This window comes from Pseudomonas sp. PA-4-8C (assembly GCF_021606625.1).
In the GTDB taxonomy this organism is placed as follows: Bacteria; Pseudomonadota; Gammaproteobacteria; order Pseudomonadales; family Pseudomonadaceae; genus Aquipseudomonas; species Aquipseudomonas lactis.
In genome coordinates, this window is the sequence record NZ_WKCD01000051.1 from 1 (window position 1) to 26931 (window position 26931).

24 protein-coding genes are annotated in these 26931 nt (G+C 60.1%); 9 read left to right on the top strand and 15 right to left on the bottom strand.

Annotated elements, in window-relative coordinates:
• The first annotated feature begins 645 nt into the window (after nt 1-645).
• Nucleotides 646-2091: a M10 family metallopeptidase C-terminal domain-containing protein gene (locus GIW04_RS11280; RefSeq protein ID WP_236478981.1), complete on the top strand. Its 1446-nt coding sequence runs from the start codon at nt 646-648 to the stop codon at nt 2089-2091.
• 110 nt (nt 2092-2201) lie between these two features.
• Here GIW04_RS11280 and GIW04_RS11285 read toward each other — a convergent pair whose 3' ends face one another.
• From GIW04_RS11285 to gcl, 9 genes are all read right to left on the bottom strand, one after another.
• Entirely contained in the window at nt 2202-3407 is a 1206-nt protein-coding gene (locus GIW04_RS11285) for an MFS transporter (protein ID WP_120247726.1), read from the bottom strand.
• Between the two features lie 583 nt (nt 3408-3990).
• Nucleotides 3991-4992: a sulfate ABC transporter substrate-binding protein gene (locus GIW04_RS11290; RefSeq protein WP_003189977.1), complete on the bottom strand. Its 1002-nt coding sequence runs from the start codon at nt 4990-4992 to the stop codon at nt 3991-3993.
• Between the two features lie 94 nt (nt 4993-5086).
• A complete protein-coding gene (locus tag GIW04_RS11295; protein WP_003189978.1) occupies nt 5087-5911 on the bottom strand; it encodes an ion transporter in 825 nt (274 codons plus the stop codon).
• 31 nt (nt 5912-5942) lie between these two features.
• Nucleotides 5943-6782 carry an urea transporter gene (locus tag GIW04_RS11300; protein WP_120247727.1) on the bottom strand — a complete coding sequence of 280 codons (840 nt, stop codon included), beginning with the start codon at nt 6780-6782 and terminating at the stop codon, nt 5943-5945.
• 154 nt (nt 6783-6936) lie between these two features.
• Entirely contained in the window at nt 6937-8352 is a 1416-nt protein-coding gene (pyk, locus tag GIW04_RS11305) for a pyruvate kinase (protein ID WP_120247728.1), read from the bottom strand.
• Entirely contained in the window at nt 8342-9622 is a 1281-nt protein-coding gene (locus GIW04_RS11310; protein ID WP_120247729.1) for a glycerate kinase type-2 family protein, read from the bottom strand. The genes pyk and GIW04_RS11310 overlap by 11 nt, the downstream gene beginning before the upstream one ends.
• Before the next feature lie 176 nt (nt 9623-9798).
• Nucleotides 9799-10689, bottom strand: coding sequence for a 2-hydroxy-3-oxopropionate reductase (locus tag GIW04_RS11315; protein WP_094774993.1), 891 nt, complete (start codon nt 10687-10689; stop codon nt 9799-9801).
• A 69-nt stretch (nt 10690-10758) separates the two neighbouring features.
• Nucleotides 10759-11541 (bottom strand): hydroxypyruvate isomerase, encoded by a 783-nt coding sequence (hyi, locus tag GIW04_RS11320; RefSeq protein ID WP_003189985.1) that lies wholly within the window; start codon nt 11539-11541, stop codon nt 10759-10761.
• Between the two features lie 10 nt (nt 11542-11551).
• Nucleotides 11552-13327, bottom strand: coding sequence for a glyoxylate carboligase (gene gcl / locus GIW04_RS11325; RefSeq protein ID WP_094774994.1), 1776 nt, complete (start codon nt 13325-13327; stop codon nt 11552-11554).
• 256 nt (nt 13328-13583) lie between these two features.
• Between gcl and GIW04_RS11330 the strand changes: the two genes are divergently transcribed.
• Nucleotides 13584-14024 (top strand): GlcG/HbpS family heme-binding protein, encoded by a 441-nt coding sequence (locus GIW04_RS11330; protein WP_003189988.1) that lies wholly within the window; start codon nt 13584-13586, stop codon nt 14022-14024.
• A 131-nt stretch (nt 14025-14155) separates the two neighbouring features.
• Here GIW04_RS11330 and GIW04_RS11335 read toward each other — a convergent pair whose 3' ends face one another.
• Complete coding sequence (locus GIW04_RS11335) at nt 14156-14614, bottom strand: REP-associated tyrosine transposase (protein ID WP_120247730.1); 459 nt, start codon at nt 14612-14614, stop codon at nt 14156-14158.
• 204 nt (nt 14615-14818) lie between these two features.
• Entirely contained in the window at nt 14819-15424 is a 606-nt protein-coding gene (locus GIW04_RS11340) for a TetR/AcrR family transcriptional regulator (RefSeq protein ID WP_003189991.1), read from the bottom strand.
• A gap of 134 nt (nt 15425-15558) precedes the next feature.
• On the opposite strand from GIW04_RS11340, the gene GIW04_RS11345 reads away from it, so the two are divergent.
• Nucleotides 15559-16473 (top strand): DUF808 domain-containing protein, encoded by a 915-nt coding sequence (locus GIW04_RS11345; RefSeq protein ID WP_003189992.1) that lies wholly within the window; start codon nt 15559-15561, stop codon nt 16471-16473.
• Between the two features lie 56 nt (nt 16474-16529).
• Here the strand turns inward: GIW04_RS11345 and GIW04_RS11350 are convergent, their stop codons facing one another.
• Nucleotides 16530-17318, bottom strand: a complete 789-nt coding sequence (locus tag GIW04_RS11350; RefSeq protein ID WP_003189993.1) for an MlaA family lipoprotein — start codon at nt 17316-17318, stop codon at nt 16530-16532.
• Nucleotides 17311-18609, bottom strand: coding sequence for a serine/threonine protein kinase (locus GIW04_RS11355; RefSeq protein ID WP_032892643.1), 1299 nt, complete (start codon nt 18607-18609; stop codon nt 17311-17313). The genes GIW04_RS11350 and GIW04_RS11355 overlap by 8 nt, the downstream gene beginning before the upstream one ends.
• A 234-nt stretch (nt 18610-18843) precedes the next feature.
• On the opposite strand from GIW04_RS11355, the gene GIW04_RS11360 reads away from it, so the two are divergent.
• A complete protein-coding gene (locus GIW04_RS11360) occupies nt 18844-19212 on the top strand; it encodes a hypothetical protein (protein WP_014717724.1) in 369 nt (122 codons plus the stop codon).
• Nucleotides 19213-19318: 106 nt separating this feature from the next.
• On the opposite strand, the gene GIW04_RS11365 is transcribed toward GIW04_RS11360, so the two are convergent.
• Nucleotides 19319-20872: a glycoside hydrolase family 17 protein gene (locus GIW04_RS11365; RefSeq protein WP_120247731.1), complete on the bottom strand. Its 1554-nt coding sequence runs from the start codon at nt 20870-20872 to the stop codon at nt 19319-19321.
• A gap of 332 nt (nt 20873-21204) precedes the next feature.
• Here GIW04_RS11365 and GIW04_RS11370 point away from each other — a divergent pair, with 332 nt between their 5' ends.
• The 3 genes from GIW04_RS11370 (at nt 21205) to GIW04_RS11380 (ending at nt 24255) form a co-directional block, all read left to right on the top strand.
• Nucleotides 21205-22056 carry a glycine betaine ABC transporter substrate-binding protein gene (locus GIW04_RS11370; protein WP_003189999.1) on the top strand — a complete coding sequence of 284 codons (852 nt, stop codon included), beginning with the start codon at nt 21205-21207 and terminating at the stop codon, nt 22054-22056.
• Nucleotides 22057-22288: 232 nt separating this feature from the next.
• Entirely contained in the window at nt 22289-22600 is a 312-nt protein-coding gene (locus GIW04_RS11375) for a DUF485 domain-containing protein (RefSeq protein ID WP_003190001.1), read from the top strand.
• On the top strand, nt 22597-24255 hold the full coding sequence (locus GIW04_RS11380; protein WP_003190002.1) for a cation acetate symporter: 1659 nt from the start codon (nt 22597-22599) through the stop codon (nt 24253-24255). The genes GIW04_RS11375 and GIW04_RS11380 overlap by 4 nt, the downstream gene beginning before the upstream one ends.
• Nucleotides 24256-24492: 237 nt before the next feature.
• Here the strand turns inward: GIW04_RS11380 and gltA are convergent, their stop codons facing one another.
• Nucleotides 24493-25782, bottom strand: coding sequence for a citrate synthase (gltA, locus tag GIW04_RS11385; RefSeq protein ID WP_003190003.1), 1290 nt, complete (start codon nt 25780-25782; stop codon nt 24493-24495).
• A gap of 365 nt (nt 25783-26147) precedes the next feature.
• Between gltA and sdhC the strand changes: the two genes are divergently transcribed.
• Both sdhC and sdhD read left to right on the top strand, forming a co-directional pair.
• Nucleotides 26148-26522, top strand: coding sequence for a succinate dehydrogenase, cytochrome b556 subunit (gene sdhC / locus GIW04_RS11390; RefSeq protein ID WP_003190005.1), 375 nt, complete (start codon nt 26148-26150; stop codon nt 26520-26522).
• Nucleotides 26516-26884, top strand: a complete 369-nt coding sequence (sdhD, locus tag GIW04_RS11395; protein ID WP_003172805.1) for a succinate dehydrogenase, hydrophobic membrane anchor protein — start codon at nt 26516-26518, stop codon at nt 26882-26884. The genes sdhC and sdhD overlap by 7 nt, the downstream gene beginning before the upstream one ends.
• Nucleotides 26885-26931: the final 47 nt, after the last annotated feature.

Here is a 26931-nt window from a genome sequence, read left to right on the forward strand (position 1 = left end):
CGTGTGAGCCACAGCCGCGTCCAGACCCACGTGAGCCGAGGCCGCGTCCGAACCCACGTGAACCACAGCCGCGTCCAGACCCACGTGAACCGCAGCCACGCCCGGACCCGCGTGAGCCGAGGCCGCGTCCGGACCCACGTGAACCGCAGCCACGCCCGGACCCGTGTGAGCCACAGCCGCGTCCGGAACCATGTGAGCCGAGACCGCGTCCGAACCCACGTGAACCGCAACCACGTCCGGACCCGTGCGAGCCTAAACCAACCCCTCGCACAGATCCTTGCGAGCCGAAAGCTGTCACTCGAAACGTAAGGCCAGCCTATGGCTTGAGTGCCCATTCAGGCGAGTACCGGGCGATGCAGGCGCCAGCCTTTGATAGTCGTCATTTCCAGGGCGGGCTTGCAGGGGAATTCATTCGACGTCAGAAGCGCGCTGAATAGATTCAAGTCGCTCTTTATGAGTGAAACATAACGTCAAGTTTAAGTGCTCACAACAAGTCATGGCTTGTTATTCGTTAATAACGCCGTTTTTTGATGCGTGCGTAAAAGTTTGAGTAGTCAATATAGAGACTGGCTATTTAAGAGTTCACGGGTGTTTTACTTGTGAAGTGTTGTGTTGTTGTTTTTAACTAACTGAGAAAACGTAATTATGATTAATGCACCTGCATCCGCTGCAAATTACCATATGCCCACGCCGAACGTGACCCCTCAACCGTCACCGTTGGCTCATCCTGGCAACCCAGGCGACAGTGACGCCGTGAAGTCCTCTCATGCCGATGCGAACTCGGCGGCAGACAACCAGGCCTCGACAGGATCCAAGTTGCTTAATCTTTCCGCTCCGCTGGTAGGTGACCGCACTGGCCTGCAGCGACTGTATGGATCGAGCCTGAACTCCGGACTGCTTCAACTAGGGGAAGTGAATTCTGGCAAAGTGGTTATCGCTCGTTGTTCCCCGAAGGCAGAGGAAGATACCAAACCGGCAGCGGATGAGCCCAAGCCGAATGGTGACACCAAGCCAGTAACGGATAAGCCCAAGCCGAGCGGCTTCTCCACGCCAGTAACAGATAGGCCCAAGCCACGCGGCGGCACCAAGGAGCCGGTGGTTGAGCAGCCCAAGCCAGAGGGCACCAAGCAGCCAGTGGTTGAGCAGCCCAAGCCAGAGGGCACCAAGCAGCCAGTGGTAGATCAGCCCAAGCCAGAAGGTACCAAGCAGCCAGTGGTAGATCAGCCCAAGCCAGCGGGCACTAAGCAGCCAGTGGTAGATCAGCCCAAGCCAGCGGGCACTAAGCAGCCAGTGGTAGATCAGCCCAAGCCAGCGGGCACTAAGCAGCCAGTGGTAGATCAGCCCAAGCCAGAAGGCACCAAGCAGCCAGTGGTAGATCAGCCCAAGCCAGAAGGCACCAAGCAGCCAGTCGTTGACCGGCCCAGGCCAGGCGGCGACCCCCGGACCGATGACACCACCTACGGATTCAATTCAAATACTGGCAAGCGGGAAACCACCCTGACGTCCGCATCCGATAAGCCAGAGTTCAACATCTGGGATGAGCGTGGGAACGATACGTTTGATTTCTCTGGCTTCAAGCAGGATCAAATCATCAACTTGCGTGGCGGTGCGTTTTCCAGTGTAGGCGGGATGAGGGAAAACGTTCGCATCGGTGAGAAGACGGTGATCGAAAATGCCGTGGGTGGCCACGGTAACGACCGCATCATAGGTAACAGTGCCGATAACGTGCTTACCGGTGGCGCGGGAGCCGATACGTTGGTGGGCGGCGGCGGCTGGAATACCTTCAAGTTTAATGCCTTTAGTGATTCAACCCGCGCCAATGCCGACTTGCTGTTGGACTTCAACACAGGGCAAGACAAGATCGACCTCTCGCAGATGGCGCTCGACGGCAAGGTATCGTTGAACTTCGTCGATAACTACACGGGGAAGGCGGGCGACACCATCATCAAGTTTAACCCGCTGTCTGGCCGTTATTTGCTGGCGATAGACTTGGACGGAGATGGCAAGACCGACTTCCTGATCAAGAGTACCCGAATGATCAGTCCGGAAGATGTCATAGGGCTCAACATTAAAGATGGCGGTTATCTTTGAGGGTTTGATCCACTGTACTAAGTAAGGCTGGGCGGGACTTATTCAACGGTTGATTAAGTCCCGCCCCTTTTTGCGTTGTGAAACCCCGTGATGTGCGGCTCAAGGGCCTGTCAGGGCGCGTGGAGGGCGGCCGACGAGGCTTTACGTGACACAGTCCAAAAGCGCAACAGAGCGACCAGTGCAGACGCACTGCCCACCAGCATTACACCCAACCAGCCGCCGTGTTCATACACGCTGCTGGCAATCGCCGAACCGAATGCTCCGCCAATGAAGATGCTGGTCATGTACAGCGCGTTCAGACGGCTGCGGCTGTGGGCGTCGAGGGCGTAGATGGCGCGTTGGCCGAGGACCATGTTCATCTGCACGCAGAAATCCAGGACCACCCCGGTGATTGCCAGGCCGATCACGCTGTAGAGCGGGTGCACCAACGCCGGCAGGAAGCTCAGCGCACCAAACAGCATCGCCAGCAGCGAGGCGCGGTGGGTATGGCCGGCATCGGCCAGGCGACCGGCCATGGGTGCAGCGATGGCACCGAGGGCACCGACCAGGGCAAACAGTGCGATTTCGCTTTGGCTCAGGCCGTGGTTACGTGCCAGTTCCAATGGCACGGCGGTCCAGAACAGGCTGAAGGCGGCGAACATGCAACCCTGGTAGAACGCCCGCTGGCGCAACAGTGGTTGCTCACGCAGCAGAGTGCCCAGGGAGCGCAGCAACTGGCCGTAGCTGGCACTGTGATCGGGTTGGCGCTTGGGGATGGTCAGCATCAGCACCACGCTGATAAACGCCATCAGCGCCGCGGCCGCCATGAACATCGCCCGCCAGCCGAAGTGGTCGGCCACCACGCTCGACACCGGCCGTGCCAGCAGGATGCCCAGCAGCAGGCCGCCCATGATACTGCCGACCACCCGGCCACGAGACTCGGCCGGCGCCAGGTGTGCGGCCAGCGGAATCAGGATCTGCACCGAGACGGAACTGAAACCGATCAGTAACGACACCAGCAGGAACAGGTTCGGCTGTTCGATAAACGCCGCACCCAACAGGCTGGCGATCGCCACGACGGTGGTGGCAATCATCAGCTTGCGGTTTTCCAGCAGGTCGCCCAGGGGCACCAGAAAGAACAGGCCCAGGGCATAGCCGATTTGCGTGAGGGACACGATCAGGCTGGCCATTGCCGGCGTCAGGCCAATGTCTGGGGCAATCAGCTCGATGATCGGTTGCGCGTAGTAGATGTTGGCGACGATGGCGCCGCAGCAAAACGCGAACAGCATGACCATGCCCCGGGTCATGGTGCCAGCAGCGGGAGAGGTTGCGTTCATGGTGTACTCATAAAGGCGAAGGACGATGAGGTGGGGAGAGTAAAGACAAGGCCTGCAAGTGAGTAGGTTGCTTGTGGTGATATCACTTATGTCGGCTGATGATACATTCAGACACATCTGCTTCGCGCAAAAAAAGTGGGAGCTGGCTTGCCTGCGATGACAGCCTGGCAGCCGCCCCCTATCTACCTGACACCCCACGATCCAACTGTGGGAGCGGGCTTGCTCGCGAAGGTGGTCTGGCAGGCGACACAGTTGGACCGGGTACATATCCGTTATTTAGGTAACGGCCACTTAGGGTTCCGCCCTGACGGCGGCTCACCCGGCGTCCTGCCGGGTTACCCACGAATTCAAGCCTGCGTTCGGCCAGCGTGGTTTAACGGGGCGCCTAAGATCAAAAGCCAGATCAAGATCAAGAGCGGCTCGCTTCGCATCGTGGTTAGCGTTGGCTGCTGCAACCTACAAAGTTGTGTAGATACCTATGCTGCGATGGCGGGGGATCAGCCGCTCATGTGCAAGCTGACTCGCCGTCATCGCAGGCAAGCCAGCTCCCACAGGTTTGACCGAGTTGATTCAGTCAGATGGGTTATTGGCCAGAGTAGATCTGGTCGAACACGCCGCCATCATTGAAGTGGGTCTTTTGCACCGTGCGCCAGTCGCCGAAGGTCTTCTCCACCGACAGGAAGTCCACCTTCGGGAACCGGTCGGTGTACTTGGCCAGTACCTTCGGGTCCCGTGGGCGCAGGTAATTGTTGGCCGCAATTTCCTGGCCTTCGGGCGACCACAGATACTTGAGGTAGTCCTCGGCCGCAGCACGGGTGCCTTTTTTCTCGACCACTTTATCCACCACTGACACCGGCGGTTCGGCTTCGGCGGAGACGCTTGGGTAGACCACTTCGAACTGATCACGGCCAAATTCACGGGCGATCATTTCGGCTTCGTTTTCAAAGGTCACCAGCACGTCGCCAATCTGGTTGGTCATGAAGGTGGTGGTGGCGGCGCGGCCACCGGTGTCCAGTACTGGCGCTTGCTTGAACAACTTGCCAACGAAGGTCTTGGCCTTTTCTTCATCGCCACCGTTCTTCAACACGTAGCCCCAGGCCGAGAGGTATGTGTAGCGGCCGTTACCCGAGGTTTTCGGGTTGGGGACGATTACCTGCACGCCGTCCTTGAGCAGGTCGGGCCAGTCTTTCAACGCCTTGGGGTTGCCTTTGCGCACGATAAACACCGTGGCGGAGGTGAACGGCGCACTGTTGTTCGGCAAGCGCGTTACCCAGTTGTCCGGCACCAGTTTGCCGTTGTCGACCAAGGCATTGATGTCGGTGGCCATGTTCATGGTGATCACGTCGGCGGGCAGGCCGTCGATCACCGAGCGCGCTTGTTTGCTGGAGCCGCCGAAGGACATCTGCAATGTCAGCTTGTCGTCTGGGTGCTCGGCTGCCCAGTGCTTCTGGAAGGCGGCGTTGTAGTCCTTGTAGAAATCGCGCATCACGTCGTAGGAGACGTTGAGCAGGGTGGTCGCTGCCTGGGCGGAGCCCGCCAGGGCCAGGCCGGCGGCCAGTAGGGAGGCGCTGAGGATTTTTTTCACTGCTCATTCCTTGTTGTTCGAGAAGAGGGGAGGCAATTTGCCAGCGACTATAGCCGGGCCCGCATAGAGCTTTAAAGATTAAAAAGAACTTTGCTTATTCCAGTTTGCGAAACAGATTGCTGCCACAGCGCGCGCAAAATGCGGCGTTGGGTTCATGGCTGTCCTTCTTGCACGCTGGGCATTCAGTGTGCAGCTGTTCGCCGCGCATGGCACTGGCCAGCTCGGCGGTAAAAATACCTGTTGGCACGGCGATGATCGAGTAACCGGTGATCATCACCAGCGACGAAATCACCTGGCCCAAGGGCGTCTTGGGCACGATATCGCCGAAGCCCACGGTAGTCAGGGTGACGATGGCCCAGTAGATGCCCTTGGGAATACTGGTGAAGCCATGTTCCGGGCCTTCGATCACGTACATCAAGGTGCCGAACACCGTCACCAGGGTGCACACGCTGACCAGGAACACCACGATCTTCTGCTTGCTGCCGCGCAGCGCGGCCATCAGGTAGTTGGCCTGCTTGAGGTACGGGCTGAGCTTGAGCACGCGGAAGATACGCAGCATGCGGATGATGCGGATGATCAGCAGATACTGGGCGTCGCTGTAGTACAGCGCGAGGATGCCGGGGACGATGGCGAGCAGGTCCACCAAGCCATAAAAACTGAAGGCATAGCGCAGCGGCTTGGGCGAGCAATACAGGCGCAGGCCGTACTCGATGGCGAAGATCAGCGTGAAGCCCCACTCGATATAGGCCAGCACGTCGGCGTAGTTCTGATGGATTGTGTCGATGCTGTCGAGCATCACGATCACCAGGCTGGCGAGGATGATCAGCAGCAGGATGCCGTCAAAGCGCCGCCCGGCGACGGTGTCGCTTTGGAACACCATGATGTAGAGGCGCTGGCGCCAGTCGTTGTTGCTGTCCATAAACCCTGCCTGAAACGAATATCGAGCAAGCCTAGGGCGATTCGAACGGGCTGTCCATGTGAGGCTTGTGCAGCATTCGCTGACCGGCGCGCACCAGCCAGCACGCGAGGATAAACGGCGCGGTCAGCGCGGGCAGGTGTAGGCCGGCAAAGCCCGGGGTGAGCAGGATGGCCAGGCCAATGCCCAGCAGTGGCAACCAGGGCTGGCGACGTGACGAGCACAGGGCCAGGGCGGCCAGCGCGGGGTTATAACTGTGCAGGCCGAGCAGGGCGCCAGTGGGGTCATTCAGCCACCAGCCGGCCAGCATGCCGAGAGTGGCGCCGCCCAAGGCCCACGCGGCGGCGCGGCGGTCGGCCAGCAGCAAGCCCAGGGCGATCAGTACACCCGCCAGGGGCTGGTCCAGCAGCATGATTTGCGCAAGGCCGGCGAAGGGCGCGGCCACTACAGCGACAGTGTCGGGCTCGATCAGTGCAAGGGTGTTTTCAGGACTCTGGCCGAGCAGCAACCAACCCAGACCCACAAAGGGCGCGGTATAGGCCGGTAAATCCTGGGGCTGGGTCGCGTGTTTCAACCAGTGCCGGGTGAGGATGGCACTCAAGCCGCCGCACGCCAGGATCAGCGGTGGCACCAGCGCCGACCAGGCAAAGTGCTGGCTGATCAACAGGCCCAGCAGTACGCCGTTGTAACTATACAGCCCGGCCTGGCGCTCGGCCTTGGGATACCCCCGGCGCTGGGCCGTGAGCAACCCTGCGACTCCCCCCAGCAAGGCCCCGCCAAGCAAGGCCGGGGCGCCGATCAGAATCGCCAGCAGACACAGCAGTCCGCACAGCGGATGGCGCTGCAGGAAGATTTGGCTGAAGCCGTTGAGCAGGGCTTCGGCCCAGTCGGGGCAGGTTGGGTTGAGTCAATAAGACCGAGTTGCCCTCATCGCAGGCAAGCCAGCTCCCACATTTGATTGATGTTCGGCATGCAAACTCGATCAAATGTGGGAGCCGGGCTTGCCCGCGATGAGGCCCTGACAGGCGCTAAATCAGCGTCTCTATGCGCAGCGAGTTGGTCGACCCCGGCTGCCCGAACGGCACCCCCGCGGTAATCACCAAGGTATCGCCACGCTGCGCCATGCCCTGGGCCTGGGCAATTTCCAGCGCGGTGGAACACACCTCATCCACCTGGCGCAGCCGATCATTGACCACCGAGTGCACGCCCCACGCCACGCTCAGGCGTCGCGCCGTGGACAAGTTGGGCGTGAGGTTGAGGATCGGCGCAACCGGCCGTTCCCGCGCCGCGCGCAAGCTGGAACTGCCTGACTCGCTGTAATTCACCAGCACCGCCACCGGCAGGATGCTGCTGATGCGGCGGATCGCGCAGCTGATGGCGTCCGACACCGTGGCATCCGCCCTGGGTCGGCTGACGTCCAGTTGCGTCTGGTAATCCGGGCCGTTTTCCACCTGGCGGATGATCTTGCTCATCATCTGCACCGCTTCCAGCGGGTACTCGCCCGAGGCGGTTTCCGCTGACAGCATCACCGCATCTGCACCTTCGGCCACCGCGTTGGCGACATCGGTGACTTCGGCGCGGGTGGGTGCCGGCGAGAAGCGCATGGATTCGAGCATCTGCGTGGCCACCACCACCGGCTTACCCAGTTGGCGGCAGGTGCTGATGATGTCTTTCTGGATCTGCGGCACGCTCTCGGCCGGCACTTCCACACCCAAATCACCCCGGGCCACCATGATCGCGTCGCTCAGTTCGGCGATTTCTTGCAGCCGCTGCACCGCCGAAGGTTTCTCGATCTTGGCCATCAGAAACGCTTTATCGCTGATCAGTTCGCGGGCTTCGCGAATGTCTTCCGGGCGCTGCACAAACGACAGCGCCACCCAGTCCACACCCAGCTCCAGGCCGAAGCTCAGGTCGCGACGGTCCTTGGCGGTGAGTGGGCTCAGTTCCAACAGCGCTTGTGGGACGTTCACACCTTTGCGGTCAGACAGTTCGCCGCCATTGAGCACGGTGGTGTCGATGGCGTCGGCATGCTTGGTGATCACGCGCAGGCGCAGCTTGCCGTCGTCGAGCAGCAGGTCCATGCCCGGCTCCAGGGCCGCGATGATTTCCGGGTGGGGCAGGTTGACCCGGCGTTGGTCGCCCAGGGTTTCATCCAGGTCCAGGCGCAGGGCCTGGCCGCGCACCAGTTGCACCTTGCCCTCGGCAAAGCGTCCCACCCGCAGCTTCGGCCCTTGCAGGTCCATGAGGATACCGAGCGGGTAGTTGAGCTGGCGCTCGACCTGGCGAATCCACTGGTAGCGCTGGGCATGGTCGGCGTGGTCGCCGTGGCTGAAGTTGAGGCGGAAGATATTCACCCCGGCCTCCACCAGCTCAAGGATGTCGTCGATACCGTCGGTGGCCGGGCCCAGGGTGGCGAGGATTTTGACCTTCTTGTCAGGCGTCATGGTTGGCAGTCTCAAGGATCAGGATGGCGCGCAAGTCGTTGACGTTGGTGCGCGTCGGCTCGGTGACGATCAAGTCGCCCAGGGCGGCGAAATAGCCGTAGCCGTTGTTGTTGTCCAGCTCATCACTGGCCGACAAGCCCAGGGCTTCGGCACGGCGGTAGCTGCAGGGGGTCATGATCGCGCCGGCGTTGTCTTCTGAACCGTCGATGCCATCGGTATCGCCGGCCAGGGCGTACACGCCGGGCAGGCCCTTGAGGCTGTCGGTGAGGCTCAAGAGGAATTCCGCATTGCGCCCGCCACGGCCGTCGCCGCGTACGGTGACGGTGGTTTCGCCCCCCGAAAGAATCACGCACGGCGCCGCCAATGGCTGGCCGTGCTGCACGATCTGCCGGGCGATGCCGGCGTGTACCTTGGCCACATCGCGGGCTTCGCCTTCCAGATCACCGAGGATCAGCGGGCTGAAACCGGCCTGGCGCACTTTGACCGCCACCGCTTCAAGCGATTGCTGCGGGCGGGCGATCAATTGGAAGTGGCTGCGGGCAAGCACCGGGTCGCCGGGCTTGACGGTTTCCGAGGCGGGGTTGTTAAGCCAACTGCGCACCGAAGCGGGGGCGTCGATGTGGTAGCGCTTGAGGATCGCCAGGGCCTGTTGCGAGGTGCTCGGGTCGCCGACCGTCGGGCCCGAGGCAATCACCGTGGCCTGGTCACCCGGCACGTCGGAGATCGCGTAGGTGTACACCGTGGCCGGCCACGCGGCCTTGGCCAAGCGCCCGCCCTTGATGGCCGAGAGGTGCTTGCGCACGCAATTCATCTCGCCAATGGTGGCGCCGGATTTAAGCAGGGCTTTGTTGATGGCTTGCTTGTCCGCCAGGGTGATGCCCTCGGCGGGCAGGGCGAGTAGTGCCGAGCCACCGCCGGAGAGCAGGAAGATCACGCGGTCGTTTTCGCCCAGATGGCTGATCAGTTCCAGCACGCGCTGGGCCACGGCAAGGCCGGCTGCATCCGGAACCGGGTGGGCGGCTTCGACTACTTCGATTTTTTTGCATGGCGCGCCGTGGCCATAGCGGGTGACCACCAGGCCCGAGACTTCGCCCTGCCAACAGTCTTCGACAACCAGCGCCATGGCGGCCGCGGCTTTGCCGGCGCCGATCACGATCGCACGGCCACTGCGGTCGGCAGGCAGGTAGGGTTCGAGGACTTGCCGGGGGTGGGCGGCGTCGATGGCTGTGGCAAACAGCTCGCGAAGCAGGTGTTGCGGATCGACCGACATAAGCGGGCTCCCGGGGGATTCTTGTTATTAGAGGTGCAGCGATCGTTCCCACGCTCTGCGATCGTTCCCACGCTCTGCGTGGGAATGCAGTCCGGGACGCTCTGCGCCCAAAGCGTGACGCGAAGCGTCACAAGAGGCATTCCCACGCGGAACGTGGGAACGATCAGCGGTGTGGGTTATTTATCGCGAATCGAGAAGTTCGCCATATGCTCCAGGCCCTTGATCAGTGCCGAGTGGTCCCAGTTGCCGCCGCCAATTGCGGTGCAGGTGCTGAACACTTGCTGGGTGCCGGCGGTGTTCGGCAGGTTGATCCCCAGTTCCTTGGCGCCGGCCAATGCCAGGTTCAGGTCCTTCTGGTGCAGGTTGATGCGGAAACCCGGGTCGAAGGTGCCCTTGATCATGCGCTCGCCGTGCACTTCCAGGATCTTGGACGATGCAAAGCCACCCATCAGCGCTTCACGCACCTTGGCTGGGTCGGCGCCGTTTTTGGAGGCGAACAACAACGCTTCGGCCACCGCCTGGATGTTCAGGGCAACGATGATCTGGTTGGCCACCTTGGCGGTCTGGCCATCGCCATTGCCGCCCACCAGGGTGATGTTCTTGCCCATGCTCTGGAACAGCGGCAGTGCGCGTTCAAAAGTCTGCGGTTCGCCGCCGACCATGATGCTCAAGGTGCCGGCCTTGGCGCCGACTTCACCACCGGACACCGGGGCGTCCAGGTACTGCGCGCCGGCCTGGTTGACCTTGGCGGCGAACGCTTTGGTGGCGGTCGGGGAGATCGAGCTCATGTCGATTACCACCTTCTTCGGTGACAGGCCCGCAGCCACGCCGTCGGCGCGAAACAGCACGTCATCGACTTGTGGGGTGTCGGGCACCATGACGATGATGAACTCGGCTTCCTGGGCCACTTGTTGCGGGTTGGCCAGGGCCACGGCGCCGGCGCTGATCAGTTCAGCCGGTGCCTTGCCGTGATGTTCGGAGAGAAACAGTTGATGGCCTGCTTTCTGCAGGTTGGCGGCCATGGGTTGGCCCATGATGCCGGTGCCGATAAATCCGATTTTAGCCATGATCAAAATCCTCTTTTAATGTGGGAGCTGGCTTGCCAGCTGCCACATTGTTTGGTGTCGTGTCTGTTGTCAGATGGCGTTATGGGTCTTGAGCCAACCCAAACCCGCCTCGGTGGTGGTCAACGGCTTGTACTCACAGCCGACCCAACCCGCGTAACCAATGCGGTCCAGATGCTCGAACAGGAAGCGGTAGTTGATCTCACCGGTCCCTGGCTCGTTGCGCCCTGGGTTGTCCGCCAGTTGGATGTGGTTGATCTCGCCCAGGTGCGTCGCCATGGTCCGCGCCAGGTCGCCTTCCATGATTTGCATGTGGTAGATGTCGTATTGCAGGAACAGGTTGGCGCTGCCCACTTGCTCGCGAATCGACAGGGCCTGCGCCGTGTTGTTGAGGTAGAAGCCCGGAATGTCGCGGGTGTTGATCATCTCCATCACCAGCTTGATACCCGCTGCCTGCAGCTTTTCGGCGGCGTACTTGAGGTTGGCGACGAAGGTCTTTTCTACGGTCTCGTCATCAACGCCTTGTGGCCGGATACCCGCCAGGCAGTTGACCTGGGTGTTGCCCAATACCTGGGCATAGGCGATAGCCAGCTTGACCCCGGCACGGAACTCCTCGACCCGGTCCGGGTGGCAAGCCAGGCCGCGTTCGCCCTTGGCCCAGTCACCGGCTGGCAGGTTGAACAGCACCTGGGTCAGGCCGTTGGCGTCCAGCTGCGCCTTGATGTCGGCAGAGCTGAATTCATACGGGAACAGGTACTCCACGCCTTGGAAACCGGCATCGGCAGCCGCTTTGAAGCGAGCAAGGAAATCCTGTTCGGTAAACAGCATGGACAGGTTGGCAGCAAAGCGCGGCATAGGGTTCTCCTTAATCGAGCAGGGAAATGGCAGTCGGCGCATCGTTGCCGACCAGGGCCAGATCTTCGAATTCATTGACGGCGTTGATCTCGGTGCCCATGGAAATATTGGTCACCCGTTCCAGAATAATCTCAACGATCACCGGCACCTTGAATTCTTCGATCATCTCTTGGGCGCGGCGCAAGGCCGGTTGGATCTGGCCTGGCTCGAACACACGCAGCGCCTTGCAGCCCAGGCCCTCGGCAACCGCCACATGGTCGACGCCATAGCCGTTGAGTTCCGGGGCGTTGAGGTTGTCGAAGGACAGCTGCACGCAGTAGTCCATCTCGAACCCACGCTGGGCTTGGCGGATCAGGCCCAGGTAAGAGTTGTTCACCACCACGTGGATGTACGGCAGCTTGAACTGCGCGCCCACCGCCAGTTCTTCGATCATGAACTGGAAGTCATAGTCGCCCGACAAGGCCACCACTTTGCGGCTCGGGTCGGCCTTGACCACGCCCAGCGCTGCCGGAATGGTCCAGCCCAATGGGCCGGCCTGGCCGCAGTTGATCCAGTGACGTGGCTTGTACACATGCAGAAATTGCGCGCCGGCAATCTGCGACAGGCCGATGGTGCTGACGTAGCAGGTGTCTTTGCCGAACACCTGGTTCATCTCTTCGTACACGCGCTGCGGCTTGACCGGCACGTTGTCGAAGTGAGTCTTGCGGTGCAGGGTGGCCTTGCGCTGTTGGCAGTCATGCAACCAGGCACTGCGGTCCTTGAGCTTGCCGGCGGCTTTCCACTCGCGGGCCACTTCGATGAACATTGTCAGCGCGGAGCCGGCGTCGGAAACGATGCCCAGGTCCGGCGTGAACACGCGGCCAATCTGGGTCGGCTCGATGTCGACGTGAATGAATTTACGGCCCTCGGTGTACACCTCGACCGAACCGGTGTGACGGTTGGCCCAGCGGTTGCCGATGCCCAGCACCACGTCCGACTTGAGCATCGTGGCGTTGCCGTAGCGGTGCGAGGTTTGCAGGCCGACCATGCCCACCATCAGCGGGTGGTCGTCCGGGATCGCGCCCCAACCCATCAGGGTCGGGATCACCGGGATGCCGGTCAACTCAGCGAACTCCACCAGCAACTCGCTGGCGTCGGCGTTGATCACGCCGCCACCGCTCACCAGCAGTGGGCGTTCGGCTGCATCGAGCAGGGCCAGGGCTTTTTCCACCTGCACACGGGTCGCCAGCGGCTTGGCCAGGGGCAGCGGCTGGTAGGCGTCGATGTCGAATTCGATCTCGGCCATCTGTACGTCGAACGGCAGGTCGATCAGCACCGGGCCCGGGCGGCCGGAGCGCATTTCATAGAAGGCTTTCTGGAACGCGTAAGGCACTTGGCCGGGTTCCAGCACCGTGGTTGCCCACTTGGTCACCGGTTTGACGATGCTGGTGATGTCCACGGCCTGGAAGTCTTCCTTGTGCATCCGGGCGCGAGGGGCTTGGCCGGTGATGCACAGGATCGGGATCGAGTCGGCCGAGGCGCTGTACAGGCCGGTGACCATGTCGGTACCTGCCGGGCCGGATGTGCCGATGCACACGCCGATATTGCCGGCCTTGGTGCGGGTGTAGCCCTCGGCCATGTGCGAGGCGCCTTCAACGTGGCGAGCAAGGACGTGATCGATGCCACCCACCTTCTGCAAGGCCGAATACAGCGGGTTGATCGCGGCGCCTGGGATGCCGAAGGCGGTATCCACACCTTCACGGCGCATCACCAGGACGGCGGCTTCGATTGCTCTCATTTTGCTCATGGTTTTGGTGCCTCTTGCGTTTTGTAATTGTATACAAGTGGTGTCTGTCCAAAGTGTATTCACGGCGAGCGGCGTTGGTCAATGCCTTTCGTAAACTGACCTTTGCGTTCGTCGGAAGCGCTTTTTTCGACGTATGGAGCCTTTGTTGGAAAATATTGTATACAAAAACAAATGTCATTGTGTTCTATTTGTGTGATCGAGCATCTGATCAAACAGACCTCACCGCGTTACCCATAACAAGATAAGGACGGCACCTATGAGCGCTTTAACCTTGAAACTCGCCACCCAACTGGCCACCCAGGCCCTCACCGCAGGCCGCACCATTTCGGCTGCGCCACTGACCATCGCCGTGCTCGACAGCGGCGGCCACCTGGTCGCCCTGCAGCGCGAAGACGGCGCCAGCCTGCTACGCCCGCAAATCGCCATCGGCAAGGCCTGGGGCGCCATCGCCCTGGGCAAGGGTTCACGTTTGCTGGCACTGGACGCCCAACAGCGCCCGGCGTTTATCGCGGCGTTGAACAGCCTGGGGCAGGGCAGCGTCGTGCCGGCGCCGGGTGGGGTGTTGATTCGGGATCAGAGCGGCATGGTGCTGGGCGCAATCGGAATCAGCGGGGACACGTCCGATATTGACGAGCAGTGTGCGATCACGGCGATAGAGGGAGTGGGGTTGATGGCGGATGCGGGGGTGTCGGCTTGAATCGTTCTGACTGTGAGTAAGCTATCGCAGGCAAGCCAGCTCCCACATTGGCGGTGTTCACAAATCCAACTGTGTGAATCCAATCAGTGTGGGAGCTGGCTTGCCTGCGATGCAGTCGACTCGGTCTACAGTCAAACCCAAATAGCATCCCACAGCGGATAGTCGCCAAACTTCTTTACCAGCCCGGCCCTGAGTGGATTGGCTACGATGTAGCGTGCAATCCCCTCAAGGCTTTCCTCGCGACGCACGGCATGATCATGAAAACCCGGTTGCCAGAGGCGACCTTGGCGGCCAGCCACCGCATTCACAATTCGGGGGCTCTTGGACTTCACTTGTCGCATCAAGTCGGCAAGCGAACCTTTCTCCAGAGAAACAAGCCAATGGAAATGATCAAGCATCACTACCCAGGCCAATGAGGTTGCGAGCCCTTTACATTGAGCGATCCTGAATTGGTGTACGACCAGACGGCCGAGTCTGAAGTCGGTGAAGATGGGCTCACGTTCAAGGGTGTTTGTGGTGAGCAGGTAAATGCGGTTGGATTCGTTATAGCGGCCGATGCGCAGGCGTTTTGAAGCAGGTAGATCAGGCATTCCTTGGCCTCTCTTCAGATGGGGTTCTGAGAGGCTAGATCTCGGTGGCTGAGGCTGTTCTGTGAGCTTTTGGCAGGATGTTTCTGGGAGGGCGCTATCGCGGGCAGCCCGCTCCCACAGGGGCTTTGCGGTGTTCATACATAGTGTGTACGACGCTGGACGATGTGGGAGCTGGCTTGCCTGCGATAGCCTCTGCGCGGTCTATCAATCCGGCTCACACCCCTTGAGCACCAACCGAATAATCGTCTGCGCCGCCGCCTCATAATCGGCTTCATCCAGCTTGGCCTTGCCGGTCACTGCCGAGATCTGCCAGTCGAAATCGGCATAGGTCTGGGTGGCTGCCCAGATGCTGAACATCAGGTGGTTGGGGTCTATCGCTGCGATCAGGCCACGGTCAACCCAGCTCTGGATGCAGTCGATATTGTGCTTGGCCTGGGCATTGAGCTGTTCAACCTGGTCGGCGCTCAGGTGTGGGGCGCCGTGCATGATTTCGCTGGCGAACACCTTGGAGGCGAACGGCAGGTCGCGGGAGATGCGGATTTTGGAGCGGATGTAGTTGCTCAACACCTCCTTGGGCTCGCCGTCGGGATTGAACGGCGTAGAGGCGGCCAGGATCGGCTCGATAATGCTTTCGAGCACCTCGCGGTAGAGGTTGTCCTTGGACTTGAAGTAGTAATAGACGTTGGGCTTGGGCAGCCCGGCCTTGGCGGCGATGTCGCTGGTTTTGGTCGCGGCGAAGCCCTTGTCGGCAAACTCCTCGCTCGCCGCCCGCAGGATTTTTTCTTTGTTGCGCTCGCGAATGCTGCTCATAAACCAGACGTTTCCTTGCCATGACAGGCGGTTGCGCATGGTAGCACCGGCCATCCGCAGGCCTCAACAATCTGCCCACAAGGCCTTGCGCCGCGTTATGCTCGCGCCATCTCTCTCTAATGGAAGTCCGGTTCATGGCAGGAAGCAGCTTGTTGGTGTTGATCGACGATATCGCCGCGGTACTCGATGACGTCGCGCTGATGACAAAAATGGCCGCCAAGAAGACATCGGGCGTGCTCGGCGATGACCTTGCGCTGAATGCCCAGCAGGTCTCCGGCGTGCGCGCCGAGCGGGAAATCCCCGTGGTGTGGGCGGTGGCCAAGGGCTCGTTTATCAACAAATTGATCCTGGTGCCGATGGCCCTGTTGATCAGCGCCTTTGCACCCTGGGCGGTGATACCGCTGTTGATGCTCGGCGGCGCCTATCTGTGTTTCGAGGGCTTCGAAAAACTCGCCCACAAATTCTTGCACAGCAAGGCAGAAGACCAGGCCGAACACGCACAATTGACTGAGGCGGTAGCCGACCCGGCAACCGATCTGGTGGCGTTCGAGAAAGACAAGATCAAGGGCGCGATCCGTACCGACTTTATTCTGTCGGCCGAAATCATTGCCATCACCCTCGGCATCGTCGCCGACGCGCAGCTCACGCAGCAGGTGATCGTGCTGTCGGGTATCGCCATTGTCATGACCATCGGCGTATATGGGTTGGTGGCCGGTATCGTCAAGCTCGACGACCTGGGGCTGTGGTTGACGCAGAAGCCGGGTCAGGTGGCGCGAAGTATTGGCGGCGCGATCCTGAGCGCGGCCCCCTACATGATGAAGAGCCTGTCAGTGATCGGCACCGCGGCGATGTTCATGGTCGGTGGCGGCATCCTCACCCATGGCGTGCCTGTGGTGCATCATTGGATCGAAACCGTGAGCCAGAGCACCGGCGCGTTCGCGTGGCTGATGCCGACGCTGCTTAATGCGGTAGCGGGGATCATTGCCGGCGCTGTCGTCCTTGCAGTGGTCAGCGTGGCAGGTAAAGGTTGGAAAGCACTGCGAGGGTGAAACCGCAGGCATAAAAAAGGCCATTCAATCGAATGGCCTTTTTTTATCGCTGCTGTTTACTCGGCGATCTGCAACTTGCGCGATTCGGTGTAGATATACCGCACCTTCTCATACTCGAATGGCGAGTTCATCTGGCCGTAGCGGAAGCTGGTCTGGTAGCGCTTGTCCACGGCGCGCAGGGCCCAGACTTCCGGGTGGTTGGAGCTGACTTCAGACACGTTGAGGAAGTTGATCTGCGATTCGGCGCTGTAGTCCACCAGCAGGCCGCCGGTGTCACGCAGGTTCGACGGGCCGAAGATCGGCAGCATCAGGTAAGCACCCCCCGGTACACCGTAGAAGCCCAGGGTCTGGCCGAAGTCTTCGCTCTGGCGCGGCAGGCCCATGGCGGTGGCCGGGTCCCACAGGCCCGCGATGCCAATGGTGGTGTTGACCAGCAGGCGCCCGGTGGTTTCCAGGGAGCGGTGGCCCTTGAGCTGCAACAAGCTGTTCATCAGGTTAGGCACATCGCCCAGGTTGTTGAAGAAGTTGCTCACGCCGGTGCGCAGAAAGCTCGGCGTGACATAGCGGTAACCGTTCACCACCGGCAGGAACACCCACTGGTCGAAGCGATAGTTGAAGTGGTACACGCGGCGGTTCCACGACTCCAGTGGGTCGTAGACGTTGAGCGCGGTGAGCGTGGAACGCTCGAATTCGCGCTGGTCCAAGCCTGGGTTGAACTTGAGCTTGGTCAGCGGCTCCTTGAAGCCGTCGGCATCGACCTTGACGGGTTCTTGGGCCTTGCTGTTGTCGGCATTGGCCACGCCTGCGCACATCAGTGCGGCGAGCAGCAGAAGATATTTAGCCACGGAAGAACTCCAGCATGGCGTCGGCGTTGACGCGGTAATTAAGGTTGCCGCAGTGGCCGCCCAGCGGGTAGACGGTCAAGCGATCGCCGAAAGTTTTACGCAGGAAGCCCAGGTCGCCAGGGCCGAGGATCACGTCGTCGGCGTTATGCATCACGGCGATTTTCGGGCTGTCGCGCAGGTAGTCCTTGAGGGCGTAGAGGCTGACCTGGTCGATCAGTTGCAGCAGGCTGCCGCCATCGGAACGCGCGCGCCACATTGGGATCACTTGTTCGGTGAGGTAGCAGTCGAAGTCGCACTGCAGGGCACGCTTGAGGAACGGCGTGAGGCTGGTGCCTTCGGTAATCGGGTACTTGGGCGGAATAATCAGGCCACGTCGGTTGATCAAGTCCGAAGTGAAGGCAATGTCGGCGGCCGAGAAGCGGAACGAGGTGCCGATCAGCATGGCCATCTGTTCATTGGTCAGGTGCTGCTTGGACTGCTGGAAGTCATAAAGCAGGGCATCGTTAAGGTCGATGTAGCCTTTTTGCTGGAAGTAACGTGTCAGTTTGCTCAGCACCAACTCATAGAAAGTGGTGCTGTTGTTGATGCCCTTGACCTCGGTCTGTACCAGCTTGTCGAGGTTGGTGATCGAGGTGTAGAGGTTGACCGGCGGGTTGAGCAGCAGCACTTTCTTGAAGTTGAAGCTGCGGCGGGTCTCGTCCAGCTTGCTGACAAACGCCGCATCCAGGGCGCCCAGGCTGTAGCCGGTGAGGTAGAAATCGGTCACGGGCAACGAGGCGTTCTGTGCGCGCACGGCCTGCATCACGCGGTACATGTCTTCGGCGTCTTCCTGGGTGATGCCCGGGGTGGCGAAGCGCGAAGCGGCGCTGATGAAGTCGAAGCTGGTCGGCGAGGACAGCTGCACCACATGGTAGCCGGCCTGGTAATACAGTTTTTTCAGGTATTCGTTGATGCTGCTGTCAAAGCGTGCACCGGTGCCGGCGATCAGGAAGATCAAAGGCGCAGCACGGTCTTGCTTGGCAATGCGGTAGGTGAGTTTCTTCACCGCCCAGAAATTGTCCGGCAGGCTGAACTCGCGCTCGGGGCGCATCGTCAGGGTGTAGTCGGACTGGGTGATCTCGTCATCGGTGGGCAGGGTTGGCCGCAGATCGGGAGGTGTGGTGGCGATGGTCGCTTCGAACGGGTTGGTCAAAGGGTAGCCATAGCTGGCTTGGTCGATATCGACGGCCAGTGCTGACGCACTCAAAAATAGGCTGCCCAGCAAGGCAGCACAGCGCAAGGAACGGAGCATGACTTAATCCCTAAGAGGAACGGGCTGAATGAAGTTCGCAGGCTATGACCACCGCCTTGTCACCGAAGTGCCAGCACTCGGCACGAAAAGTCGGAAAAAAACGTCGGAATCGGGGTAATAGTAGCGAGACGATACACTTTGCCATGCTTTGTTGAACAGATATCTGTGCGAACACCTTGCTAACGGCCGCCGTGGGATTAAGCTGGGCGCCGTTTTTGCCTATCGGAGTGCCCCATGTCCCGTCGTTTGCCGTTGATCCTGCTGCTTATTGCCCTGCCGTTATGGCTGGCCGCCAGTTATGCCGCACGCTATGGCTTCATGGAGGATGGGCAATGGGTTGGCATCTGTGCGGATGAGGCCAGCCGCTGGGAGTGCCAGGTGCGTTCGAATTTGGGTTTGATGATTCATTTCAAGCTGTTGGGGTGGGCGGCGTTGATCACCTCGGTGCTGGGCTTTTTTGTACCGGGGCGTGCGGGGTGGGCGTTGGCGGTGGTGGGGTTGGTGTTCGGGTTGCCGGCGCTGGCGTTGTACAACACGACGTTTGCGGTGTTTGCAGTGGTGATTGCGGGGTTGCGGTTGGTCAGGAAGCCGCGCGGGGCCTGATGTGGCCTCATCGCAGGCAAGCCAGCTCCCACAGTTGACCGTGCTCACAGATAGAAATGTGTGAACCCAATCAACGGTGGGAGCTGGCTTGCCTGCGATAGCGGTGTCAAGCCTTGCGCACTCGCAAGCAACGCCACAAAGCCGCAACCATCAGCACGCTGACCACTGCCCAACCCCAGGCCTGCTGGTTCAACAGCCCTTCACGGTACAACTGCGGCGCAATGCCGGCACCGATGATAAAGGCCAGCAATGCAATCTCCCGACGCGGCCCGGTTACCGGGCGTACCAGGTACACCAGGGCCGGCAGCACCAGCGCTGCGCTTGGGAAGCTGCGATAGCGCGGGTCAAACACCAGCGCCAGCATCATCACCGCACCGGCGAACCCGGCGATTGCCACCAGCCAGCCGGCGCGCTGCTCCAGCCAGTGGAACCCGCGCTCACGCCAGCCTTCCCGGGCGCTGAGGGCCAGGGCGGCGTGCGCCAGCACCAGCAGGTTCAACACCACCAGCAAGCCTGCCCATACCCATTCATCGTTGAAGCGCGCGGTAACGCGGGTCAGTTCGGCCCAACTGCCGATGGAACATGCCGCCACGGCACCGAGCAATGGCAGTATTAACGCAGAGCGCGGGCTGCGAACGCGGCCGCCGAGCACCAGGGTGCCAAGCAGGATGAGCCCGCCGACGCCCAGCCACAGCGGCCAGTACGGCACATTGGTCACAGGGCCTGCGAGAACGCCTTTGTCCTGACGGTCTGCATCGAACAACCCCCAGTAACCGCCCACAGCCCCTTCACTGGCGCGCTTCCATGGCTGGTCAAAGGCTTCGATCAGGTTGTAGCGCCAGCCATTGGCTTCGGCCATGGCCACGAAGCCACGCATGAACCTGGCTTCATTGACCCGGCTGGGCACGGCGGTTTCGCGCTGGCGACCTTCGCTGGGCCAGCCGGTTTCGCCGATCACGATGTCCTTGGGCGCGAATTTATGGCCGAAGGTCTGGCGCACATCGCCCACGTGCTTGAGCGCCTGGTCGATGCCGGATGGCTCATCTTCCCAATACGGCAGCAGGTGAATGGTCAGGAAGTCCACCGCCGGCTCGATTTCCGGGTGTTGCAACCAAAATTCCCAGACATCGGCATAGGTGACGGGCTGCTTGATCTGGCTTTTAACCTGATGGATCAGCGCCACCAGTTGCTTGGCAGTGACTTCCTTGCGCAGCAGGGCTTCGTTGCCGACGATCACCGAGGTCACCACGTCCGGGCTGGCGTTGGCCGCCGCGATCAACTCGTTGATCTCTTTTTGAGTCGCCACGGGGTCACTGCTGACCCAGGCCCCGGCCATCACCTTCAACCCATGCTTGCGCGCCATGCCCGGCAGGGCTTCCAGGCCGGTCATGGAATAGGTGCGAATGCATTCAAAACGCGTGGCGAGCAGCGCCAGGTCGGCGTCCATGCGCTCGGGGCGCAACCTGAACGGCTGATCGAACGGGGATTGGTCCTTGTCGAACGGTGTGTAGGACGCACATTGCAGCTTATGGCTGGCGCTGGCGACGTCCGGCAATACCACGGGCCGGCCGAGGCCGTACCAGTAGCCGGCAAGGGCAAGCACGCCGAGGATCAAGGCAAAGAAATAGGGCAGGGCAGGGAAGCGGGCAGTCGCGGGCATGGTCGGCTTATCTGGGGGAGCAAAGGCGCGCATCTTACCCGGATTTGCCGCAGCCCAGTGCGGCTGCATAATTTTGACATGCAAACTTCGGGCGGGATTCTGGCGATAACGCCTACAAAGCGTCCTACTGGCGATGTGATGTCGTTTCTTGCTCAACCAAGGTCGCTGACAGAGAAGGGCAAATGCCTACGCAGGTTGAAGATAAAACTGTCAGTACTCCACTGATGCCTCAGCAACCGGATCGATGCGCGTGAAGGGGGCGCGGTGCACCCTATAACAACAGTTTGACGTCGCTCGGCATCCGTCGGGCGCAGCACTTTCGGGGAAGTACTATGAAGATGCGACGACTCTTGGGCGCAGCTGCCACTCTGGTAGTTGCGATGGGCTCCTCACTGGCCAGTGCCGACAGCAAGACCCTGAGCATCGGCTACGTGGACGGCTGGTCCGACAGCGTGGCCACCACTCATGTGGCGGCAGAGGTGATCAAGCAAAAGCTCGGCTACGACGTAAAACTGCAAGCGGTTGCCACCGGGATCATGTGGCAGGGCGTCGCCACCGGAAAACTCGATGCCATGCTCTCCGCCTGGCTACCTGTAACCCACGGTGAATACTGGACCAAGAACAAGGACAAGGTGGTCGACTACGGCCCCAACTTCAAGGACGCCAAGATCGGCTTGATCGTGCCGGAGTACGTCAAGGCCAAGTCCATCGAAGACCTCAAGACCGATACCACCTTCAAGAACAAGATCGTCGGCATCGACGCCGGTTCAGGCGTAATGCTCAAGACCGACGAAGCCATCAAGCAATATGGCCTGGACTACAAACTGCAAGCCAGCTCGGGTGCGGCGATGATTGCCGAACTGACCCGTGCCGAAGACAAGCAGGAGTCGATTGCGGTCACCGGTTGGGTGCCGCACTGGATGTTCGCCAAGTGGAAACTGCGTTTCCTGGACGACCCAAAAGGGATTTATGGTGCTGCTGAAACGGTCAACAGCATCGGCAGCAAGGGCCTGGAGAAGAAAGCGCCGGAAGTCGCGGCCTTCCTGAAGAAATTCCAGTGGGCCTCCAAGGATGAAATCGGTGAAGTCATGCTGGCGATTCAAGAAGGCGCCAAGCCGGACGCCGCGGCCAAGGACTGGGTAGCCAAGCACCCCGAGCGCGTCGCCGAATGGACCGCTAAATAACCCCGCCCCAATTGTAGGAGCGAGCGTGATCGCGAAGAACGCATAGGCACCGCGATCATCCAGAATGAACGCGTTATCGTTGACGTTTTTCGCGAGCAAGCTCGCTCCTACATTTTTTACAAATCCTCGCTAAGCTCGATCTACTACTAAGGTCGTCTGGAACCCATTGCGCAGCCGCATACAGTGGATACGTTCCAAAATAATAAAAAGCTGTGCTGCGAGGATAAAAACAATGAACGACAGCATTTACCTCTCGATTCAAAACAGCCCGCGTTTCAAGGAGCTGGTCAGGAAAAGGGAAAGGTTCGCCTGGATTCTCTCGGCGATCATGCTAGGGCTTTACTCCGCTTTCATCCTGTTGATTGCCTACGGGCCACAAGTACTGGGGGCCAAGATCAGCCCCGGTTCCTCGATTACCTGGGGCATTCCCCTGGGCGTCGGGCTGATTGTGTCGGCCTTCATTCTCACCGGCATCTACGTGCGTCGGGCCAACGGCGAATTTGACGACCTGAACAATGCGATTCTCAAGGAGGCTGCGCAATGATCCGGCGTCTATTGGCTCTATTCGGTGCTTCGCTGTTGGCTCCGGCCGTTTGGGCGGCGGACGCATTGACCGGTGAAGTGCACAAGCAACCGCTGAACATCTCGGCCATTGTGATGTTCGTCGCGTTTGTCGGCGCCACCCTGTGCATCACTTACTGGGCGTCCAAGCGCAACAAATCGGCGGCGGACTACTATGCGGCGGGCGGCAAGATCACCGGTTTCCAGAACGGTCTGGCGATTGCCGGTGACTACATGTCGGCGGCGTCCTTCCTGGGGATTTCCGCGCTGGTGTTCACCTCCGGCTACGACGGCTTGATCTACTCGATCGGCTTCCTGGTGGGCTGGCCGATCATTCTGTTCCTGATCGCCGAGCGCTTGCGTAACCTGGGCAAATACACCTTTGCCGACGTGGCGTCCTATCGCCTGGGGCAAACCCAGATCCGCAGCCTGTCGGCCTGTGGCTCGCTGGTGGTGGTGGCGTTCTACCTGATCGCGCAGATGGTCGGCGCGGGCAAGCTGATCCAACTGCTGTTTGGCCTTGATTACCATGTGGCGGTGATCCTGGTGGGTATCCTGATGTGCATGTACGTGCTGTTCGGCGGTATGTTGGCGACCACCTGGGTGCAGATCATCAAGGCGGTACTGTTGCTGTCCGGTGCCTCGTTCATGGCGCTGATGGTGATGAAGCACGTCAACTTCGACTTCAACATGCTGTTCTCCGAGGCGATCAAGGTTCACCCCAAAGGTGAGGCGATCATGAGCCCCGGCGGCCTGGTGAAAGACCCGATCTCGGCATTCTCCCTGGGCCTGGCACTGATGTTCGGTACCGCTGGCCTGCCGCACATCCTGATGCGCTTCTTCACGGTGAGCGACGCCAAGGAAGCGCGTAAGAGCGTGCTGTACGCAACCGGCTTCATCGGCTACTTCTATATCCTGACCTTCATCATCGGCTTCGGCGCGATCCTGCTGGTCAGCACCAACCCGGCGTTCAAGGACGCAGCGGGCGCCTTGCTCGGTGGCAACAACATGGCGGCGGTGCACCTGGCCAACGCGGTGGGCGGCAGTATCTTCCTGGGCTTCATCTCGGCTGTGGCGTTTGCCACCATCCTGGCGGTGGTTGCCGGCTTGACCCTGGCGGGTGCTTCGGCGGTGTCCCATGACCTGTATGCCAGCGTGATCAAGAAAGGCAAGGCCAACGAGAAGGACGAGATTCGCGTGTCGAAGATCACCACCGTAGCCTTGGGTGTATTGGCCATCGGCCTGGGTATCCTGTTCGAAAGCCAGAACATTGCGTTCATGGTCGGCCTGGCGTTCTCCATCGCCGCCAGCTGTAACTTCCCGGTGCTGCTGCTTTCCATGTACTGGAAAAACCTCACCACCCGTGGCGCCATGATTGGCGGCTGGCTGGGCTTGATCAGCGCCGTGGGCCTGATGATCCTTGGCCCGACCATCTGGGTCTCGATCCTGCACCATGAAAAGGCGATCTTCCCGTACGAGTACCCGGCGCTGTTCTCGATGATCATTGCGTTCGTCGGCATCTGGTTCTTCTCCATCACCGACAAGTCGGCGGCGGCAGAGAAAGAGCGCGCGCTGTACTTCCCACAGTTTGTGCGTTCGCAGACTGGCCTGGGGGCGAGTGGGGCGGTTAATCACTAAGTCGTCAGTTGCATAAGAGATACCCCGGTCGCAAGGCCGGGGTATTTTTTTGCCTGGGTCTTTTGTGTTGCCTGGGCCGGCCTCATCTCGGGCAAGCCCGGCTCCCACAGGTTGACTGTGTGAACCCGATCGGCTGTGGGAGCTGGCTTGCCTGCGATGGCGTTAGATCAGGCCACACGAACAAAAACGGCCTCCACTAAGGGAGGCCGTTCTCATGACAAACAAGCAGTTAAGTGCTTATTTGCGATCTTCCAGCTTGGTGATGTCACGCGACTCGTAGCCGGTGTACAGCTGGCGCGGGCGGCCAATCTTGTACGGGCTGGAGAGCATTTCTTTCCAGTGGGAGATCCAGCCCACGGTCCGCGCCAGGGCGAAGATCACGGTGAACATGCTGGTTGGAATGCCGATCGCCTTGAGGATGATCCCCGAGTAGAAGTCGACGTTCGGGTACAGCGAGCGTTCGATGAAGTACGGGTCGGTCAGGGCGATCTCTTCCAGGCGCATGGCCAGTTCGAGTTGCGGATCGTTCTTGATGCCCAGTTCCTTCAGCACTTCGTCGCAGGTCTGCTTCATGACGGTGGCGCGCGGGTCGCGGTTCTTGTAGACCCGGTGACCGAAGCCCATCAACTTGAACGAGTCGTTCTTGTCCTTGGCCTTGGCGATGAATTTGTCGATGTTGGACACATCGCCGATTTCATCGAGCATGGTCAATACGGCTTCGTTCGCACCGCCGTGGGCAGGGCCCCACAGTGCGGCGATACCGGCGGCAATACAGGCGAACGGGTTGGCACCCGAAGAGCCCGCCAGGCGCACGGTAGAGGTGGAAGCGTTCTGCTCGTGGTCGGCGTGGAGGATGAAGATCCGGTCCATGGCCTTGGCGAGCACCGGGCTGATCGGTTTGATCTCGCACGGGGTGTTGAACATCATGTGCAGGAAGTTTTCCGCGTACGTCAGGTCGTTGCGCGGGTACATCATGGGTTGGCCCATGGAGTACTTGTAAACCATTGCGGCCAGGGTCGGCATCTTGGCAACCAGGCGGATCGCGGAAATTTCGCGATGCTGCGGGTTATTGATGTCCAGGGAGTCGTGATAGAAGGCCGACAGGGCGCCTACTACACCGCACATGACGGCCATCGGGTGGGCGTCGCGACGGAAGCCGTTGAAGAAGGTCTTCAACTGCTCGTGAACCATGGTGTGGTTCTTCACGGTGCTGACGAACTGGGCTTTCTGCTCGGCTGTTGGCAATTCGCCATTTAGCAGCAGGTAGCAGGTTTCCAGGTAGTCCGACTTTTCAGCCAGTTGCTCGATCGGGTAGCCGCGATGAAGCAGAATGCCATTATCACCATCGATATAGGTGATCTTCGACTCGCAGGAAGCGGTCGACATGAAGCCTGGGTCGAAAGTAAAACGGCCCGTGGCCGTCAGGCCCCTTACGTCGATAACATCGGGACCAACGGTGCCGGTTAAAATGGGCAGCTCGACGGGGGCTGCGCCCTCGATGATCAACTGCGCTTTTTTGTCAGCCATGTGGCCTCCTATTTATGCTTCAAATCATCAGACAGACCCCCCACGCAGGGCCCGCACCACTATATTGATATAAATCCAGATGTCAATTTGCCTAAAGTCTTGCGCCAGAAGGCTTTAACCGTACTTTTTCGTCGAAATTGCCTGCCATTTACGCCTTTTATCCCGCCAGCGCAATCAGCTATTAGGGTGAGGTGTGCGCGTTGTCATTAGTAACCTAACTGTCTATACTCGGCCACCGACCGCCAAGGGCTTTTGGGCTTGCTTTCATTGGGGGTCGCACTCCCTGGGTGGTGCTTACCTGACCAGTCGCACTCCCCAACAACTTTGCCCTGATTGTTAGGGGCTCTTCAGTGTGAAAAAAAGCCGTGAATAGCCAACGACCTGTAAACCTAGACCTAAGGACCATCAAACTCCCCATCACCGGCGTTACGTCGTTCCTGCACCGTGTTTCCGGCATCATCCTGTTCCTGGGCTTGGGCATCATGCTTTATGCATTGAGCAAATCCCTGGGTTCCGAGGAAGGATACGCCGAGGTGAAGGCATGCTTGACCAGCCCGCTGGCCAAGTTCGTAGCATGGGGCCTCCTGTCCTCTCTTCTGTATCACCTGGTAGCCGGTGTGCGCCACTTGATCATGGACATGGGCATCGGTGAGACGCTGGAAGGCGGCCGCCTGGGCTCGAAAATCATCATCGCCATTTCCGTGGTGCTGATCGTTCTGGCAGGAGTTTGGATATGGTAACCAGCGTAACGAATCTGTCGCGTTCGGGCCTCTATGACTGGATGGCACAGCGTGTGTCTGCGGTCGTTCTCGCGGCTTATTTCATTTTCCTGATCGGATACCTCGTCGCAAACCCGGGCATCGGCTATGAGCAATGGCACGGCCTGTTTTCCCACAATGCGATGCGAATCTTCAGTCTGCTGGCCCTTGTAGCCCTGGGCGCTCACGCCTGGGTTGGCATGTGGACCATCGCGACTGACTACCTGACGCCGATGGCGCTGGGCAAGTCCGCGACTGCAGTACGTTTCCTCTTCCAGGCAGTATGCGGCGTCGCGATGTTCGCTTACTTCGTCTGGGGTGTGCAGATTCTTTGGGGTATCTGATTCATGGCTAACATTCCAACTATTTCATTCGACGCCATCATTATTGG